The sequence below is a fragment of the Nonomuraea sp. NPDC050540 genome, assembly GCF_044457485.1.
Classification (GTDB): Bacteria; Actinomycetota; Actinomycetes; order Streptosporangiales; family Streptosporangiaceae; genus Nonomuraea.
In genome coordinates this window covers 184,437-200,665 of sequence record NZ_JBITHA010000009.1, presented here as the reverse complement: position 1 = coordinate 200,665, position 16,229 = coordinate 184,437, and the positions used below count along the sequence as shown (strand labels likewise).

The 16,229-nt window shown below is 70.7% G+C and carries 17 protein-coding genes; 10 read left to right on the top strand and 7 right to left on the bottom strand.

Annotated features, from left to right (window positions below):
* Nucleotides 1–4 precede the first annotated feature (4 nt).
* Nucleotides 5–781: a F0F1 ATP synthase subunit A gene (gene atpB / locus ACIBI5_RS29960; RefSeq protein ID WP_397252082.1), complete on the bottom strand. Its 777-nt coding sequence runs from the start codon at nucleotides 779–781 to the stop codon at nucleotides 5–7.
* 117 nt (nucleotides 782–898) lie between these two features.
* Here atpB and ACIBI5_RS29955 point away from each other — a divergent pair, with 117 nt between their 5' ends.
* The 5 genes from ACIBI5_RS29955 (at nucleotide 899) to ACIBI5_RS29935 (ending at nucleotide 4,368) form a co-directional block, all read left to right on the top strand.
* On the top strand, nucleotides 899–1,543 hold the full coding sequence (locus ACIBI5_RS29955) for an HAD family hydrolase (RefSeq protein ID WP_397252081.1): 645 nt from the start codon (nucleotides 899–901) through the stop codon (nucleotides 1,541–1,543).
* A gap of 31 nt (nucleotides 1,544–1,574) precedes the next feature.
* The gene (locus tag ACIBI5_RS29950) at nucleotides 1,575–2,081 is read left to right on the top strand and encodes a DUF6912 family protein (RefSeq protein ID WP_379609845.1); all 507 of its coding nucleotides are present in this window, start codon (nucleotides 1,575–1,577) and stop codon (nucleotides 2,079–2,081) included.
* 98 nt (nucleotides 2,082–2,179) lie between these two features.
* Nucleotides 2,180–2,632, top strand: coding sequence for a DUF2690 domain-containing protein (locus ACIBI5_RS29945; protein ID WP_397252080.1), 453 nt, complete (start codon nucleotides 2,180–2,182; stop codon nucleotides 2,630–2,632).
* Between the two features lie 107 nt (nucleotides 2,633–2,739).
* Entirely contained in the window at nucleotides 2,740–3,366 is a 627-nt protein-coding gene (locus ACIBI5_RS29940; RefSeq protein WP_397252079.1) for an HAD family hydrolase, read from the top strand.
* A gap of 48 nt (nucleotides 3,367–3,414) precedes the next feature.
* On the top strand, nucleotides 3,415–4,368 hold the full coding sequence (locus tag ACIBI5_RS29935) for a DNA polymerase domain-containing protein (RefSeq protein ID WP_397252078.1): 954 nt from the start codon (nucleotides 3,415–3,417) through the stop codon (nucleotides 4,366–4,368).
* A gap of 4 nt (nucleotides 4,369–4,372) precedes the next feature.
* On the opposite strand, the gene ACIBI5_RS29930 is transcribed toward ACIBI5_RS29935, so the two are convergent.
* The 3 genes from ACIBI5_RS29930 to ACIBI5_RS29920 form a co-directional block, all read right to left on the bottom strand.
* Nucleotides 4,373–5,440: a hypothetical protein gene (locus ACIBI5_RS29930; RefSeq protein WP_397252077.1), complete on the bottom strand. Its 1,068-nt coding sequence runs from the start codon at nucleotides 5,438–5,440 to the stop codon at nucleotides 4,373–4,375.
* 106 nt (nucleotides 5,441–5,546) lie between these two features.
* Nucleotides 5,547–6,242, bottom strand: a complete 696-nt coding sequence (locus ACIBI5_RS29925; protein ID WP_397252076.1) for a response regulator — start codon at nucleotides 6,240–6,242, stop codon at nucleotides 5,547–5,549.
* Nucleotides 6,232–7,437, bottom strand: a complete 1,206-nt coding sequence (locus ACIBI5_RS29920) for a sensor histidine kinase (protein ID WP_397252075.1) — start codon at nucleotides 7,435–7,437, stop codon at nucleotides 6,232–6,234. The genes ACIBI5_RS29925 and ACIBI5_RS29920 overlap by 11 nt, the downstream gene beginning before the upstream one ends.
* Before the next feature lie 188 nt (nucleotides 7,438–7,625).
* Between ACIBI5_RS29920 and ACIBI5_RS29915 the strand changes: the two genes are divergently transcribed.
* A complete protein-coding gene (locus tag ACIBI5_RS29915) occupies nucleotides 7,626–8,333 on the top strand; it encodes an HAD family hydrolase (protein ID WP_397252074.1) in 708 nt (235 codons plus the stop codon).
* A 177-nt stretch (nucleotides 8,334–8,510) separates the two neighbouring features.
* Here the strand turns inward: ACIBI5_RS29915 and ACIBI5_RS29910 are convergent, their stop codons facing one another.
* Complete coding sequence (locus ACIBI5_RS29910; protein ID WP_397252073.1) at nucleotides 8,511–10,145, bottom strand: penicillin-binding transpeptidase domain-containing protein; 1,635 nt, start codon at nucleotides 10,143–10,145, stop codon at nucleotides 8,511–8,513.
* An 87-nt stretch (nucleotides 10,146–10,232) separates the two neighbouring features.
* On the opposite strand from ACIBI5_RS29910, the gene ACIBI5_RS29905 reads away from it, so the two are divergent.
* Genes ACIBI5_RS29905 through ACIBI5_RS29895 form a run of 3 tightly spaced genes read left to right on the top strand, consistent with a single transcriptional unit; the run spans nucleotide 10,233 to nucleotide 14,008 of the window.
* Nucleotides 10,233–11,150 (top strand): LysR family transcriptional regulator, encoded by a 918-nt coding sequence (locus ACIBI5_RS29905; RefSeq protein WP_397252072.1) that lies wholly within the window; start codon nucleotides 10,233–10,235, stop codon nucleotides 11,148–11,150.
* A complete protein-coding gene (locus tag ACIBI5_RS29900; protein ID WP_397252071.1) occupies nucleotides 11,147–12,004 on the top strand; it encodes a serine hydrolase in 858 nt (285 codons plus the stop codon). Before ACIBI5_RS29905 ends, ACIBI5_RS29900 begins: the two co-directional genes overlap by 4 nt.
* 57 nt (nucleotides 12,005–12,061) lie before the next feature.
* Nucleotides 12,062–14,008: an acetoacetate--CoA ligase gene (locus ACIBI5_RS29895; protein WP_397252070.1), complete on the top strand. Its 1,947-nt coding sequence runs from the start codon at nucleotides 12,062–12,064 to the stop codon at nucleotides 14,006–14,008.
* Here the strand turns inward: ACIBI5_RS29895 and ACIBI5_RS29890 are convergent.
* Nucleotides 13,998–14,555 (bottom strand): NADPH-dependent FMN reductase, encoded by a 558-nt coding sequence (locus ACIBI5_RS29890; RefSeq protein ID WP_397252069.1) that lies wholly within the window; start codon nucleotides 14,553–14,555, stop codon nucleotides 13,998–14,000. The genes ACIBI5_RS29895 and ACIBI5_RS29890 overlap by 11 nt on opposite strands.
* Nucleotides 14,556–14,644: 89 nt before the next feature.
* Between ACIBI5_RS29890 and ACIBI5_RS29885 the strand changes: the two genes are divergently transcribed.
* A complete protein-coding gene (locus tag ACIBI5_RS29885; RefSeq protein ID WP_397252068.1) occupies nucleotides 14,645–15,622 on the top strand; it encodes an AraC family transcriptional regulator in 978 nt (325 codons plus the stop codon).
* On the opposite strand, the gene ACIBI5_RS29880 is transcribed toward ACIBI5_RS29885, so the two are convergent.
* Nucleotides 15,579–16,211 (bottom strand): GNAT family N-acetyltransferase, encoded by a 633-nt coding sequence (locus tag ACIBI5_RS29880; RefSeq protein ID WP_397252067.1) that lies wholly within the window; start codon nucleotides 16,209–16,211, stop codon nucleotides 15,579–15,581. The genes ACIBI5_RS29885 and ACIBI5_RS29880 overlap by 44 nt on opposite strands.
* Between the last annotated feature and the right edge of the window lie 18 nt (nucleotides 16,212–16,229).

The following is a 16,229-nucleotide window of genomic DNA, read 5'->3' as shown; positions in this document are numbered from 1 at the left end:
CGGCTTAGTGCTCGGCGCGCAGCCCACTCGCGATGTACATGGCCGAGAGCATGGTGAACAGGTACGCCTGCAGGAACATGATGAACAGCTCGAAAGCCGTCAGCAGGATCGTCATCACCACGCCCAGCAGCCCGATCGGGGCGCCCAGCGGGCTGAGCTTCTCCACCAGGAACCAGAAGCCGACCGAGCTGAAGAAGGCCAGCAGCATGTGGCCGGCGAACATGTTGGCGAAGACCCGGATGGCGTGGGTGGCCCACGAGAACAGGAACTGGTGCGCCAGCTCCATGGGCACGTAGATCCCCAGTGCCCACTTGGGCAGGTCGGGCGGGATGGACATGTTCCTGAGGTAGCCGGTGAATCCCTGGTGCTTGACGCCCAGGTAGACCCTGAGTACGAAGATCGCGACGGCCAGCACGGCGGGGAAGGCGATGTGCGAGGAGGCCGGGAACTGGACGAACGGGATCAGGCCCACCAGGTTCCAGGTCAGGACCAGTAGGAACAAGGCGAACAGCAGGCCCATGAAGCGGTCGGCGTCGGCTCCTAGGAACGGCTTGGCGACCTGCTCGCGGACGAAGAGGTAGACGTACTCCCCGGCGTTCTGGACGCCACGGGGGACGATCTTGGGCTTGGCGAAGGCGGCCCAGCAGAAGGCGATGACGAGCCCCGCGCAGACGACCGCGAGGAGCACGGGTTTGGTGAACCAGAAGGGGCCGCCGTCGATGATCGGCGGGAAGACGAAGATGTCCGGACCAGGGGCGCGATAGTCGTCGATGGTCACCATGCGGTCACCCTAACCAGCGTTAGGTTGAGCCCGATTAAGCGGTTATGTCCCGCCCGCCGCCGGCCGCGTTCCCGGGGGAACTACCCTAGAACGATATTCCATCACCGGGAGGTCTCCGTGGTCGCAGGAGTGCTGATCGACTGGGGCGGCGTGCTCACGACGAGCCTGTCCACCGCGATCGCCAAGTGGATCGAGGCCGATCGCATCGACGGCGCCCACTACCGCACGGTCATGCGCGGCCTCGTGGACAACGCCTACAACGGCGACGGCGAGAGCGTCGTGCACGCGCTGGAGCGCGGGGAGATGCCGGGAGCGGCGTTCGAGCGGGACCTGGCGGCGCGGCTGCGCACCGTGGACGGGGCGCCGCCGGTCGCGGAGGGGCTGCTGGAGAGGATGTTCGCGGCGTTCGACCGAGTGGACGTCATGTACGACATGCTGCGGATGGCGCGGACGGCGGGGATCAGAACCTGCCTGCTGTCGAACTCGTGGTCCAACACCTACCCGCGCGACGGCTGGGACGAGGTCTTCGACGCGGTGGTGATCTCCGGCGAGGTGGGCATGCGCAAGCCCGAGCCGCGCATCTTCCACCATGCGCTCGACCTGGTGGGACTGCCCGGCGGGAGCTGTGTGTTCGTCGACGACATCGAGGCGAACATCACCGCCGCCCGCGGCCTCGGCATCACCGGCATCCACCACCGCGACGCGGACACGACCATCGCCGAACTCGAGACGCTCCTCCGCCTGCCGCTGCGGCGGGCATGATAGAGCTCTTGATTTCTCGGAAAGGCACATCATGCGCGTCTATCTGCCGTGCACGCTCCCCGCGCTGGCCAAGGCCGTCGCCGCGGGAGAGCTCGGCCCGGCCCCGTTGATCGGCTACGCGGTCACCCCCGCGCTGACCGAGTGGTACGCCTCCGGCGACACCGAAGAGCTCGAATACGTGGCGCTCACCGAGGCGGCCCGCGCCTCGCTGCGCATGCTCGCCGCCGACCGAGCCGACGGCGTCGACGCCGCCCCGCGGCGGGTGGTGGTCGCGGCCGAGGTCCCCGACGGGGGTCTCACCGTGGGCGTGGACCTGGCCGAGCGCGCCAGGGTACGGCTGGCGGAGTCGGTCCCCCTGTCCAAGGTGGCCGCGGCACACGTGGACGACCTGTACGCCATCCCCGACATCGAAGCGGCCATCGCCGCCCTCCCGGCCGCGGACGACGGCGACGACGACGCCCGCTTCACCGTGGACGGCGCCGAGGCGCACGAACTGATGTGGTACGCGACCCAGGAGATCCCCGACCTCCTTCGTTAAGGTCGCCCCAATTCGGAGATTGTTCTTGACTCTTTCGTGAACCTCCCTTGTAGGCTGCCGTGGTTTACACATCGGATAACACGAAGGAGTCTGTCTCAGTGAGAATCCGAGCCGCAGTAGCCGGAGTGGCGGCCACGGGGGCGCTTCTGGCCATGATGTCTCCCGCCGCGCACGCCGCTCGGGGTTACGACGGGAAGGACCCGTACAAGTCCGGCTGTGCCGCCTCGGGGATCGTCTCGAAGCAGAGCACGCTGGTCCAGAAGGGTTCGGGCAAGAAGTACGGCACGATCAAGCTGATGTGGTCGCGCAAGTGCAAGACCAACTGGGCCGAGATCTGGGTGTCCCCGCTCGACACCGGCCTCATCCGCGTCATCCTGGCCAAGCCCAACGGCAACGGCAACAGGGTGGTCCACTTCGACTACGGCAAGGGCAACGGCGGCCACCACTGGGGCGACATGATCGAGGGCGCCAACATCTGCGCCTGGGGCTACGCCGTGGCCAAGCACACCAAGTCCTGGGCCAACGGCAAGACCGCGCAGGCCTGCGGCTGATCACCCTGGCTCGCGGCTGATCAGCACGCGGGGGAGCCGCGGCCTTCGGGTCGCGGCTCCGTCATGTTCACCGGAATGTCGCGATCGGCCGATACGATTGTCCTGACATGACGAAGCACATCATCTGGGACTGGAACGGTACCCTCTTCCACGACATCGACGCGGTCGTCGGGGCGACCAACGAGGTCTTCAAGCCCTACGAACTGCCCATCCTCGACGCCGACGGCTTCCGCGCCGTCTACACCCGCCCGATCTGGCTGGCCTATGAGCGCATGCTCGGCCGCGCGCTCGAAGACGGGGAGTGGGAGCGGCTCGACGACGGCTTCCACGAGCACTACTTCCGCCTGAGCGTCGCCTGCGGCCTGGCCGCCGACGCCCTGGCCGCGCTGCAGGGCTGGGACGGCACGCAGTCGCTCTGCTCGATGGCGCCGCACGCCCACCTGGTCCCGCTGGTCGAGTCGTTCGCGATCCACCAGCACTTCACCAGGATCGACGGGCTGCTCGGCACCACCGGCGGTGAGAAGGCGGCGCACATGAGCACCCACCTGGCCGCCATCGGCGTCGAGCCCGCCGACGTCCTGGTGATCGGCGACAGCGTCGACGACGGGCTGGCCGCCCGGCACGTCGGCGCCCAAGCCGTCCTCTACACCGGCGGCATGACCACCAGGGCCGACCTCCAGGCCACCGGCCTGCCCGTGGTCGACACCCTGGCCGACGCCCTCTCCTACGCCTGAGCGGTCGCGTCGTTGACCTGAGCGGCGGGGATGGGCATCGTGGGGTCGGTGGGCAAGGTGGAAGAGACGCGAGACGGGGTCGAGTTCAGCAACCTCGGCCAGCCGCTGTTCGACGGGGCGGAGGCCACCAAGCGGGACCTGGTCGACTACCTGGACGCCGTGAGCGGCCAGCTCGTCGCGGCGCTGGACGAGCGGGCCCTGTCGGTGATCCGGGTGCGGCCGGGCCAGCCGCCTTTCATGCAGAAGAACCTGCCCAAGTACGCGCCGGAGTGGATCGACAGCGTCACCCAGTGGGCCGAGAGCTCCCACCGCGAGGTCCGCTACGCCGTGTGCGGCGACCGGCGGACGCTGCTGTGGTTCGCCAACCAGCGGGCCGTCGAGTACCACCCGTCGCTGTTTCGCGGGGACCGGCCCACGCATCTGATCCTCGACCTCGATCCTCCGGCCGAGGACGGGGCGTTCGGGCTGGCCGTACAGGCTGCTCTGCTGGTGCGGGCGGCGCTGCGGGCGGACGGGCTGGAAGGGGCGGTGAAGACCAGCGGCGCCAAGGGCGTGCACGTGTTCGTGCCGGTCGCGGAGGGCACGGGCGTCGAGGATCTCGCCGCGGCGACCCGCGCGGTCGCCGCGCGCGCCGAGCGGCTGGACCCGGCGCTGGCGACCACCGCGTTCATCCGCGAGGACCGCGGTGGCAAGGTCTTCCTGGACTCCACCCGCGCGGGCGGCGCGACCGTGGTCGCGGCCTACAGTCCGCGGGTACGGCCCGGCGCCCCCGTCTCCTTCCCCGTCCCGTGGGCGGACCTGGACCGGGTGAGCCCGTCCGACTTCACCATCCACACCGCGCCCGGCCTGCTGTCCGGCGCCGACCCGTGGGCCGAGGCCATGCCGGAGCCCCAGCGCCTGCCCGACGACCTGGTCGCCGAGGGCCACACCATCCCGATCGCCCGGGTCCAGGCCATGCACGAGGGCAAGCGCCGCGCCGCCCGCGCCCGCAAGACCTCCTGACCGCTCAGGAGTGCCGGAGCAGGGCGGGGATGGGCGCGAGGAACATGGCGCAGGTGTAGGCGGCCAAGGGCAGCAGCATGAGCGTCGAGGAGATCGCGAACACGCTGAGGCACGGCAGGTCGGCGCCCGATCCCGCGAGCAGCACGAGCGTTCCGATGACCAGTCCGGCGCCGGCGGTCGCCGCGGTGGCGAACCCGATGAGCCGGTCGTAGACCATCATGCGGCGGATGCGCCGCCGTCCCTGGGCGGCGACCTGGGCGCCGGCGGACTGGCGCAGGTAGGAACGCAGCCGGCCCAGGGTCGAGCAGCTCGCGGCGGCGCCCACCGTGGTGGCGGTCATGCCGAGCGTGGCCAGCGCGATGCTCATGACGCCGGCGTCGGCGCTGCGGCGGGCGGCGATGTCCTGGCGGGTGTGGACGGTGTAGGCGGAGCCCAGCTCGCCGGCGACCTGGTCGCGGACCGGTCCCGCGAGCGAGGCCGAGTCGAGCGTCACCTGCAGGCCACTGAGCCTGATCGGGCTGACGAGGGCGGCGGCGGTCTGCGGGTTCAGGCCGAGCGTACCTCTGGCGATCATGGATTGGTCCATGTCGACCTGGAGGACGCCGCTCACGCGCAGGTGGACCGGCGTGCCGCGCGGGTCGGTGACGGTGACGGTGCTGCCGACGCCGAGCCCGTGGGAGACGGCGGTCGCCTCGTCCACGACGGCCTCGCCGTCGATGGCGGGCGGCCTGCCGTGGACGATGGGAAGCATGGGCAGGCCGTTGGCGGGCAGCGCGACGACCTCCATCGCGGTGGCATCGGCCCGCGGCCAGCTGGCCCGTACGGTGCCGCCGCGCACCTCGCGCACGGCGGTGACGCCGGGGAGGGCGCGCAGGGCGGCGATCGTCCGGCCGGGGATCTGTGGCGGGCCGCCCTCGCGCGGGAAGCTGGCGGGCAGCACCGCGAGGTCCATGCGCTCGGACGAGAAGCATTGGGTCAGCCGCCCGGATTCCGTGCCGTTGCCGATCCAGGCGCCCATGATGAGCGCCGAACCGGCGATGACGGCGGCCAGGCAGGCCGCCAGGCAAAGCATGTGACGCCCTATAGCGCACTTCCACATAGCGTTAACCTCCGCAAATCACGCTATGTCGTGAAATGTCGCTTATCGTCATCCCCAGAGACGGTCGTGGCAACCATCTTCACGCTGGCGGCTCATCGAAACGCTGAGGCCGTACCAGATCATTCTCGTAGGCGAAGATGATGAGGCGGCTGCGGTGCGGCAGGTGCAGCTTGCCGAGCACGTTGTCCACGTGGGTGCGCACGGTGACCGGCGACAGCGACAGCCGCTCGGCGATCTGGGAGTTCGTCAGCCCGCGCGCCACCAGCGTGAACACCTCCTGCTCCCGTCGCGTCAGCTCGTCGAGGCTGCCCGCCGCCACCGGGGCCTCGTAGAGCTGCGGGCGGTACTCGTCCAGCAGGCGCTTGGCGAGCATGGGGGAGACGTAGGCGCCGCCGTCCGCGACCGTGTGGATGGCGCGCAGCAGTTCCTCCGGCGGCGCGTCCTTGAGCACGAACCCGTCGGCTCCCGCCGCCAGCCCAGCTCTGACCAGGCCGTCCTCGTCGAAGGCGGTCAGCAGGACGACGCACGTGGCCGGGAAGTCCGTCCGCATGCGGGCGGTGGCCTCGATCCCGTCCATGCCGTGCATGCGCACGTCCATGAGCACGACGTCGGCCGGCGTCTCGCGCAGCGCCACCAGCGCCAGCGCGCCGTCCGACGCCTCGCCGACCACCAGGATGTCCGGCGCCGAGCGCAGCACCATCCGCACGCCCGCGCGGATCAGCTCCTGGTCGTCCACGAGCAGGACCCGCAGGAGGTTCTCGCCGTCAGGCCGCATCGCCACTCTCCTTCGCGTACGGCAGGCGGCCCTCGGCCGCGCAGGACAGTCGGATCGGGTATGGCAGGCGCGCCTCGACCACGAAGCCGCCCCCACGCCGCGCACCGGCGCTGAACTCGCCGCCGAGCCCGCGCACCCGCTCCCGCAGCCCGACCAGCCCGTTGCCGCCGGCCGGCAGGGAGACGGCCGCGAGCGGGCCGCCGCCGTCGTCCTCGACCTTCACGTAGGCACCGGTCGTGGTGAAGGCGGCGAACACGGAGGCCGCGACGCCGCGCCCGGCGTGCTTGAGCACGTTCGTCAGCGCCTCGCCGACGACCTGCTGGGCGGCCAGGAGCACCTCGTCCGGCGCGGTGTCCGGCTCGCCCTCGACGCGTACCGCGATGCCGGGGACGCCGCTGCGCCGCATCCGCTGGGCCAGGTCGTCGATCGCCTCGCGCCACGGACGCGGGCAGGAGCCGGCGCGCAGGGCGCTCACCAGTTCGCGCATGTCGTGCAGGGCGAAGCGGCCGCACTCGGCGATCTGCGCCAGGGCGGCCTTGGCGCCTGCCGGATCGGCGTCGAGCCCGAGCCGCGCGCCCTCGGCATGCGTGATCATCACGGTCACGTTGTGCGCCACGCTGTCGTGCAGGTCGCGGGCGATGCGCAGCCGTTCGCGGTCGACCGCCGCGCGGGCCTCGCCCTCCCTGGCCCGCTCGGCCAGCAGCAGCCGCTCCCTGATGCCCTGCATGACCATGCGTTTGGCCAGCACGTAGCGTCCGGCGAACCAGACCAGCACGATGAACAACAACTGGTTGGCCATCCACGGGAACGGCATCATCGACGTCGGGTAGGCCAGCGCCCAGACGACGTGGCCCGTGCAGGTGAGGATCAGCGCGGGCAGCGAGATCGCGAGGCTGCGGCTGACGGCCACGGTCGCCAGCGCGATGCAGACGCCCAGGTCGGCCAGCAGCGGTGGCCAGCCGTTGAGCATCTGGACCAGCGCGAGCGCGGACACCAGCGTGAACACGCCCACCGGATACAGGTGGCGCCACATCATCGGCGCCAGCAGGGCGATCGTCATCGCCAGGTCCGCCCAGGGCTGGTGGGGCGGCCACAGGTTGGCCAGCACCCAGCTCGCGACGGCCAGCGGGACGATCCAGATCAGATCACCCGCCAGGAATCGGGCCGTCGGCCGGAGGCGTGCTGTGGCACTCACGGGGTCAATATAAGTTTTCCCAGGTCAGAAGCTTGATCAATTCTTGCGTGTCGCCATGATGAGCGGGTTTCTTCTCACAAAGCATCACTACCGGCAATCATGCTTAAATGCCCTGGCGGGGCAGCTTCGCGGGGGCGGGAGCCGTACCCTGACAGGAACCCCCTCAGGAGGCTGCCATCAACCGCCTTGTGCTCTGGAACATCGACCTCACGCTGGTCGACGTCGCGATCGTGACCCGCGACGCCTACGCGGAGGCCTTCCGGGTCGTGACCGGGCGGCCCCTGGTCAAACTGGTGCCGGCGCTGGGGCGGCCCGACTCCGAGATCGTCTTCGAGACGCTGGCCGTCAACGGGATCGTGGCCGAGGACGCCCACCTGCCCAAGTTCCTGTCGGCGCTGGCCATGGCCTTCGCCGACCGGCGCAAGCGGCTGGCCAAGGAGGGGCGGATGATGGCCGGGGCCAAGGACGCGCTCAAGGCCGTGGCCCGGCTCGACGGGGTGATCCAGACGGTGCTGACCGGCACCATCAAGAGCAACGCGGTGCACAAGCTCAAGGCGTTCGGGCTGGACAAGCACATCGACTTCGACCTCGGCGGCTATGGCGAGGAGGTCTACCCGAAGGCCACCCTGTTGCAGGTGGCGCAGGGGCGGGCCAAGCAGCGGGCCGGCACGCCGTTCACGGTGGCCAACACGGTGGTGATCGGCGACTCGACCCGCGACGTCCAGGCGGCCAAGATCGGTGGGGCGGCGATGATCGGGGTGGCTTCCGGGCGCTCGATGGCCTCGGAACTCCGTGAGGCGGGGGCCGACCTGGTCCTGCCCGACCTGACCAACGCCTCCGAGGTGGTCGCCGCCGTCGCCGGCCTCACCTCCCCCCTCGACCGCAAAGCCGTCTAACCCCACCCCAACCCCCGGGCAGCGGCCGGGCACAACTACCCGGCACCCCAGAGGGTGGTGGCGCTCAGGAGCCCCGGTGGGCGCTTCGGGGGTGTCCCGCGGTCCCGGTGTCTGCGGGTGTGGCGCTTTCGGGTTTGCCGGGTAGTTGTGCTGGGGCTGGGTCCGGGGTGTGGGTGGTTAGGGCTGGGTGGGGAGGTTGTTGAGGAAGTAGGCGGCTATGGGGGCGGCTACCGCGGAGCCGGCGCCGCCTCCCTCCACGATGACGGAGAACGCCAAATCCCCCTTGTAGCCGATGAACCACGAGTGGGCCGGCGGTTCCTTGCCTGAGCCGTACTCGGCGGTGCCGGTCTTGCCGGCCGTACCGGCGGGGAAGGGGGCTGCTTGGGCGGTGCCCTCGGAGACGACGGCGGGCATCAGCGTGCGCAGGGCCTTCACGATGTCGTCCTCCAGCGGGCGGCGGGCCTCGCCGTCGGTCGGGACCAGCTCGGCCGGTACGAGGCGGGGCGGGCGCCACGTGCCGGAGGCGATCGCGGCGGCCACCGCGGCCATGTTCAAGGGGGAGGCCAGGACGCGGCCCTGACCGATGGAGGCGGAGGCGAGGTCGGTGTCGTCCTTGGCGGCGGGGAAGTCGGCCCGCACCGCGGGTACGCCGGGGTCGATGGGCACGCCGAAGCCGAAGTCCCCGGCGACCTTGGCCAGCCGCGAGGCCCCGAGCGAGCCCACGGTCATGGCGCCGAACGTGGTGTTGCACGAGTGGGCGAAGGCGTCACGGAACGGCAGGCTGCCGTAGTTCTTGTAGCCGGCGTTGTGGAAGGGGAAGCCGCCGATGTTCTGCTCGGCGGGGCACTTGACCGTCTGGGTGGCCGAGACGCCGTCGGCGACGAGCGCGGAGGCGGTGACGACCTTGAAGGTGGAGCCGGGCGGGTACTTGCCCATGAGCGCCCGGTCGAACCCGCCCCGGTTGTTGACGACGGCCAGGATCTCGCCGGTTGAGGGGCGCAGGGCGACCAGCGCGGCGGGCTTCTTGGTGAGCCGGAGCGCTTTCGCCCCGGCCGCGTGCACGCGCAGGTCGAGCGTGGTCTGGAACGGCGCCCGCTTCGCCGCGCTGACCTCTTCGAGGGTTTTGACCAGCTTGTCGCCGTCCTCGTACAGGTTGATCTTGGCGGTGTTGGGCACGCGTAGCCGGTCGACGTACTTCGCCTTCAGCCCGGCCACGATCTGCTGGACGGAACCGGGCACGTCCGCGGAGTCGATGCGCGTGCCGCCCGCCGCCAGGACGGGCACGTTCTCGTCCTTGCCGGTCACCAGCCGCAGCGACCGGCCGGGCTTGAGCTCGGGGTGGATGGTGGCGGGCGTCCAGGCGACCATCCAGCGCCGGTCCTTCTCGACCAGCTTGAGTTCGCCCTCGTAGTCCAGGTCGGGCCCTCGCCCGATGAGCCTGGCCCCGAAGCTCTCGTAGCCGCGATCGGCCGCGTCGGAGGCGAACACCCCACCGCTCCTGATCGCGGTGAACGACTGCCGTTCCAGCTTGAGGTCGCGGCGTACCTTCTCGTGCCACTCGACGAAGTCCTTGGGCGGATCGGCCACCAGCGCCTTCATGGCGGCGTAGTCGTTGCTCGACCAGGCCGACAGATAGGCGTCGGCGGTCTTCTCGGCCGAGCCCTCGGTACGCAGGGCCCAGACGACGCCGCCCGCCGCGACGGCGGGCACGAGCACCCCCGCGACCACCCACGGCCACCTGCGCCGCCGTCGTCGCCGTGGCGGCCCCTCCTGCCGCAACTCGCCGAGCATCGGTCCCCCTGTCATAGCCATGACGCAGAGAACACCAGACACCACCAAACCATGTCCAATATGGATATAGGCCCAGAGTAGATATAAGTCCGGATATCATCGCTGGCCATGGACCTCGTCCGGCACCTGCGCTACTTCACCGTGGTGGCGGAGGAACTTCACTTCGGCAACGCCGCCATCCGCCTCGGCATGGCCCAGCCGCCGCTCAGCCAGCGCATCAAGCGACTGGAGGAGGAGCTCGGCGTGCGCCTGTTCGACCGCTCCGCGCGCCAGGTCCGCCTGACCGAGGCGGGCCGCCTCCTGCTCGGTGAGGCCCGCGAGATCGTCGCCCGGGTCGACCGCCTGCGCGAGCTGGCCAGGCACGGTGAGGGCGCGGTGCTCAAGGTGGGCGTCCCGCCCGACCTGGCCGCCGCGGTGATCGCCGCCCTGGTCGCGGGCTTCCGCGAGAGCCATCCCGAGGTACGGCTGGCGCCCGCCGAGATCTGGACCGCCGACCAGGTGGCCGCCCTGGCCGCCGGCACGATCGACGTCGGCGTCGTCCGGCACCCGGTCACCGCCCCCGGCCTGTACTTCGGCCAGACCCTCGTCCAGCCCCAGGGCGTGCTGCTGGCCGAAGGCGACGAGCTGACCCAGCGCGCCGAGGTGCACCTGGCCGACCTCGCCGGGCGCGAGCTGCTCATGCCGCCGAAGGAGGGCGAGCCGGGCATGCACGCGGAGGCGCTGGCAGAATGCCGTCGCCGTGGGTACGTTCCCGCGCAGGTGCACGAAGGGTCGGGCCTCGGGCTGGTCATGGCCGGGGCCGCGGTCGCGTTCGGGCCACGGCAGGAGTCGCCGGGGCTGGTCTGGCGGCCGCTGATCGGTTCGCCGCTGTCCTACCGGATCTCCACCGCGTGGCGGGTGGCCTCCGACACGGTGGCCGACTTCTCGGCGGCGGCCGTACGAACACTGAAGGAGAGCGCCGGGATGGCGGAACAGAGCTCGGCGCCCGTGCGGCGGGTCAGCCGCAGGCCGGGGGCGCTGGCATGAACGAGATCGAGCTGGGCGAGGTGTTCGCGGCGGCCGGGGTCGAGGGGTGGCTGCACGCGGTCGACATCGACGGCGGGCGCGAGTGCGGCTACCAGCCGGACGAGGCCAGGCCGATCGCCTCGGTGTTCAAGGTGCCGCTGCTCGTGGAGCTGTGCAGGCAGGCCGACGCGGGCCGGGTCGATCTGGCGGAGCGGGTGCTGGTGCCGGCGGCGGGGCGTACGTCGGGGCCGACGGGGCTCTCGGCGATGCGGGACGAGGTGACGATCTCGCTGCGCGACCTGGCGTACCTGATGATCGCGGTCAGCGACAACGCCTCCGCCGACGTGCTGGTCGAGCGGGTGGGGCTGGACGCGGTCAACGCCATGCTGGCGGGGTTCGGGCTCCACCGAACCCGGGTGACCATGAACGGCGCGACGATGCTGGACAGCATGGCCGAGGACAGCGGGCACGGCTGGCCGTTCCAGGACCTCGACGAGCTGGCGCGGATGCGGGCGCTGGACCCGGCGCGGACCAACAGCAGCACGCCGCGGGAGCTGACGCGGCTGTTCGCGATGATCTGGCGGGACGAGGCGGCCTCGGCCGAGCTGTGCGGGTGGATGCGCGAGGTGTTCGCGCTGCAGGTGTGGCCGCACCGGCTGGCGGCGGGCTTCCCGTACGACGATGTGGACGTCAGCGGAAAGACCGGCACTCTGCCGACTATTCGCAACGAAGCGGGGGTAGTGGAGTATCCCGATGGCGGCCGCTACGCCGTGGCCGTTTTCACCCGATCGTTCAGCCCCGCGGTGAACCAGCCGAGGGCCGACGCGATCATCGGCACGGCGGCGCATATGGCGGTTGACCACCTAAGAAGGTAGCGGGATGTGTGGGCGGTCGAGTGTGACTTTCCACCTGGCGAACGACAGGATGGGCGCATGGTTGAGGAAGGTGCACTTGTCTGGGAGCCGACCGCCGAGGTGGTCGGGCGGGCCAAGCTGACCGCCTACCTGCGTGAGCAGGACCGGATCGGCGCGCGGTACGAGGACGTGTGGCAGTGGTCGGTCGACAGCCCGGCGGAGTTCTGGCAGTCGCTCTGGGACTACTTCGAGGTGGTCGGCGAGCGCGGCGACGGGCCCGTCCTCACGGGGACGATGCCGGGCGCGGAGTGGTTCTCCGGCTCCTCGCTGAACTACGCCGAGAACGCGCTCGCCCGCGGCGAGGGCACCGCGGTCGTCTTCGTCTCCGAGGACGGCGCCCGCCAGGAGATCGGCTACGACGAGCTGCGCTCGGAGGTGGGCAGGGTCCGCGCCGGTCTGGTGCGGCTCGGCGTGGGGCGCGGCGACCGCGTCGCCGGCTACCTGCCGAACATCCCGCAGGCGCTCATCGCCTTCCTCGCCACCGCCTCGCTGGGGGCGATCTGGTCGGCCGGTTCGCCCGACTTCGGCGTGCCCAGCATCGTCGACCGGTTCCGGCAGATCGCGCCCAAGGTGCTGATCGCGGTCGACGGCTACGCCTACAACGGCAAGAGCTTCGACCGCTCGGCCGCCGTCGCCGAGATCGCCGCCGCGCTGCCCTCGCTGCGCGCGACCGTGTGGATCCCGTACCTGACCGCCGCCGAGGAGGGCCGCCCGCCGCAGCGGGCCGAGCCCGCGCCCGGCCACGCCGCCGCGGTGCCGTCCGGCGAGGTGGTGGGCTGGGAGGGGCTGCGCGCGGAGGAGGGGCCGCTGGAGTTCGAGCGCGTGCCCTTCGGCCACCCGCTGTGGATCCTCTACTCCAGCGGAACCACCGGGCTGCCCAAGCCGATCGTGCACGGGCACGGCGGCGTGGTGCTGGAGCACCTGAAGTCGCTCTCCTTCCACCAGGACCTCGGTGAAGGGGATGTGTTCTTCTGGTACACCACCACGGGCTGGATGATGTGGAACTACCTCATCGGGGCCTTGCTGGTCGACGCGGTGCCGGTCCTGTACGACGGGGCGCCCAACGACCTGTGGAAGATCGCCGCCGACGAGGGCGTCACGTACTTCGGGGTCGGCGCGCCGTACATCATCGCCTCGATGAAGTCAGAGGTACGGCCGGCCGGCCTCGACCGGCTGCGGGGTATCGGCTCGACCGGATCCCCCCTGCCGCCCGAGGGGTTCGCGTGGGTGGCCGAGACGCTGCCCGGCGTGCCGCTGGGCTCGTTCTCCGGCGGCACGGACGTGTGCACCGGCTTCGTCGGCGCCACGCCTCTGCACGAGATCAGGGCGGGCGTGATCCCGTGCCGGTCGCTGGGCGCGGCCATCGCCTCCTTCGACCCGACGGGCAAGCCGGTGATCGGCGAGGTGGGCGAGCTGGTGCTGACCGCGCCGATGCCCTCGATGCCGGTGATGTTCTGGAACGACCCCGGCGGCGAGCGCTACCGCGACAGCTACTTCGACGTCTATCCGGGCGTCTGGCGGCACGGCGACTGGATCAAGATCAACGAAGACGGCTCCTGCGTGATCTACGGCCGCTCCGACTCGACGCTGAACCGCGGCGGCGTGCGGATGGGCACCAGCGAGTTCTACCGGGTCGTCGAGCGCTTCGAGGAGATCGCCGACAGCCTGGTCATCGACACCGGGCAACTCGGCCAGGAGGGCCGCCTGCTGCTCTACGTCACGCTGGCCGAGGGGGCCACGCTCACCGACGAGCTGGTGGCGGCGCTGAAGACCACGCTGCGCGAAGAGCTGTCACCCCGGCACGTGCCCAACGAGATCCGCGAGGTGCCCGGCATCCCGCGGACCCTGTCGGGCAAGAAGCTGGAGGTGCCGGTGCGCAAGATTCTGCTCGGCACCCCCGTCGAGCAGGCCGCCAACCCCGACGCCATGGCCAACCCCGAGGTGCTGCGCCACTTCAGGCCCTGACCGCGGCCAGCGCCCGGCTCCAGGCGACGACCTGGTCGAGCATCATCGTGACCTGGTCGTCCTGGTGGGGGCGCGGCCTGAAGACGCTGAAGTCCTCGAAGTCGGCGTGCAGCAGCAGCTCCACGCCGGCCTGCACGTTGGCCACCTTGACCTGGCCGAGCACCTGCCGCAGGTGCTCGGCCGCACGTACGCCGCCGCTCACGCCGTAGCCGACGACTCCGGCGGACTTGTCATGCCATTCGGCGTACAGGAAGTCGATGGCGGTCTTCAGCACGCCCGGGGTGCCCCGGTTGTACTCCGGGGTCACGAAGACGAAGCCGTCGTATCCGGCGATCGTCTCCGACCAGGTCTTGGTGTGCGGGTGGTCGTAAACGCCGGAGGCCGCCGCCAGCGCCTCGTCCAGGTGCGGCAGCCGATGGTCCTTGAGGTCGATCAGTTCGTACGCGGCGTCGTCGCGCTTGGTGGCCAGTTCGTGAACCCAGCGGGCGACGGCCTCGCCGTTGCGGCCGGGACGGGTGCTGCCGATGATGATGCCGATCTTCGTCATGCGTTCCAGAGTAGGAAAGCGGATGAAGACATCCAATGCGCTGTCGTCTGCATTTTATACGCGAGCGTCTTGAGAGCTATACTGCCGGTGTGGATCTGCTGAGTGACGTGATCGCCTCCATGCGCGTCGGGCGGGCCAACTCGGTCCGGGTCGAGTGGCGCGCCCCCTGGGGCCACGCCTTCCCCGCCGCGGCGGGTTCGGCCGCCGGTTTCCAGGTGGTCCTGCAAGGTTCGTGCTGGCTGCTTCCGCCCGAGGGCGAGCCCATCGCGCTGAGTGTCGGCGACGTCGTGTTCCTCCCGCAAGGCCACGCCTACGTGCTGGCCGACTCGCCCGACAGCGCGATCGCCACGGCCGACTGCGGCGACGGGGAGCCCGAGCTGTTCGCCTCCGCCGTCCTGGGCGGCGACGGTCCCGGCACGGTGCTGCTGGGCGGCGGCTACCGGCTCGACCCCTCCAGGCTCCACCCGATCCTGCGTTCGCTGCCCGAGGTCGTCCACCTGCCCGCCCGCCTCGGCCACCATCCCGAGCTGCGCGCCGCCGTCGACCTGCTCGGCGCGGAGATCGACCGCCCGCGCGCCGGGGCCGACCTGCTCGTCTCCTCGCTGCTCGACATGCTTCTGCTGCTGATCCTGCGCACCTGGTTCGACGGCTCGCACGAGCACTGCAAGGTCGACAACTGGGCGCGGGCGCTGACCGACCCGTCGATCAGGGCCGCCCTCGACGCCATTCACCGCGACCCCGCGGCCCCGTGGACGGTCGAGTCGCTCGGCCGCGAGGCGGGCCTGTCGCGGGCAGCCTTCTCCCGCCGCTTCACGCAGCTGGTCGGTCAGCCGCCGCTCGGCTACCTGACGTGGTGGCGGCTGGGCACCGCCGCCCACCTGCTGCGCGAGAGCGACGCTCCGCTCGGGGAGATCTCCGCGCGGGTCGGCTACGGCTCGGAGTTCGCCTTCGCCAACGCCTTCAAGCGCGAGTACGGCCTGGCCCCCGGCAAGTTCCGCCGCGAGTCGTGCAGGCTGCCGACGATCAGCGCGCTCCCAGATGCGGCAGGCACGGCTCCAGCCCGGTGATCGTGTAGCCCTCCTCCGGCTTCCAGTCCTCGCGGGCCATGCGGAAACGCTTGCTCGGGACCGCCTCGCCCTTGCGGTTGTCGACCTGGACACCGTCCTCGCGGTAGCCGAGTTTCCTGGTCACGCCGAGCGAGGGCAGATTGTCCTCGAACGCCACCGTCCTGGCCCAGCGCGCGCCCAGCCCCTCGAAGGCCAGATGCAGCGCGGCCTTGCGCATCTCGGTTCCGATGCCCTGGCCGTGGAAGCGGTGGCCCAGCCAGGAGCCGGTGACCACCTCGCGGGTGACCGCGAAGTCGACCGCCTCCACCGACTGCGTGCCGACCACCTGGCCGTCGCGGACCACCACGAAGTTCGCCGCCCAGTCCTCCGGCTTCCAGGTGCCCCAGGACTTGAAGTGGTAGAGCACCGTCGCCTTGGCCCGTTCGCCGGGCTCCGCCTCCGTCCACGGGATGACGAAGGGCATGAATCCCTCCTCGTGCACGCCTTCGGCGGCCCGCTCGGCCAGCTCGTCGAGCTCGGCGAACGACGGCATGTGGAGCTGGAGGTTCGGGGTGGTGATCCGGAGCTTGAAAAGGGGCCAATGACGCATGCATGCAGGTTTATGCCA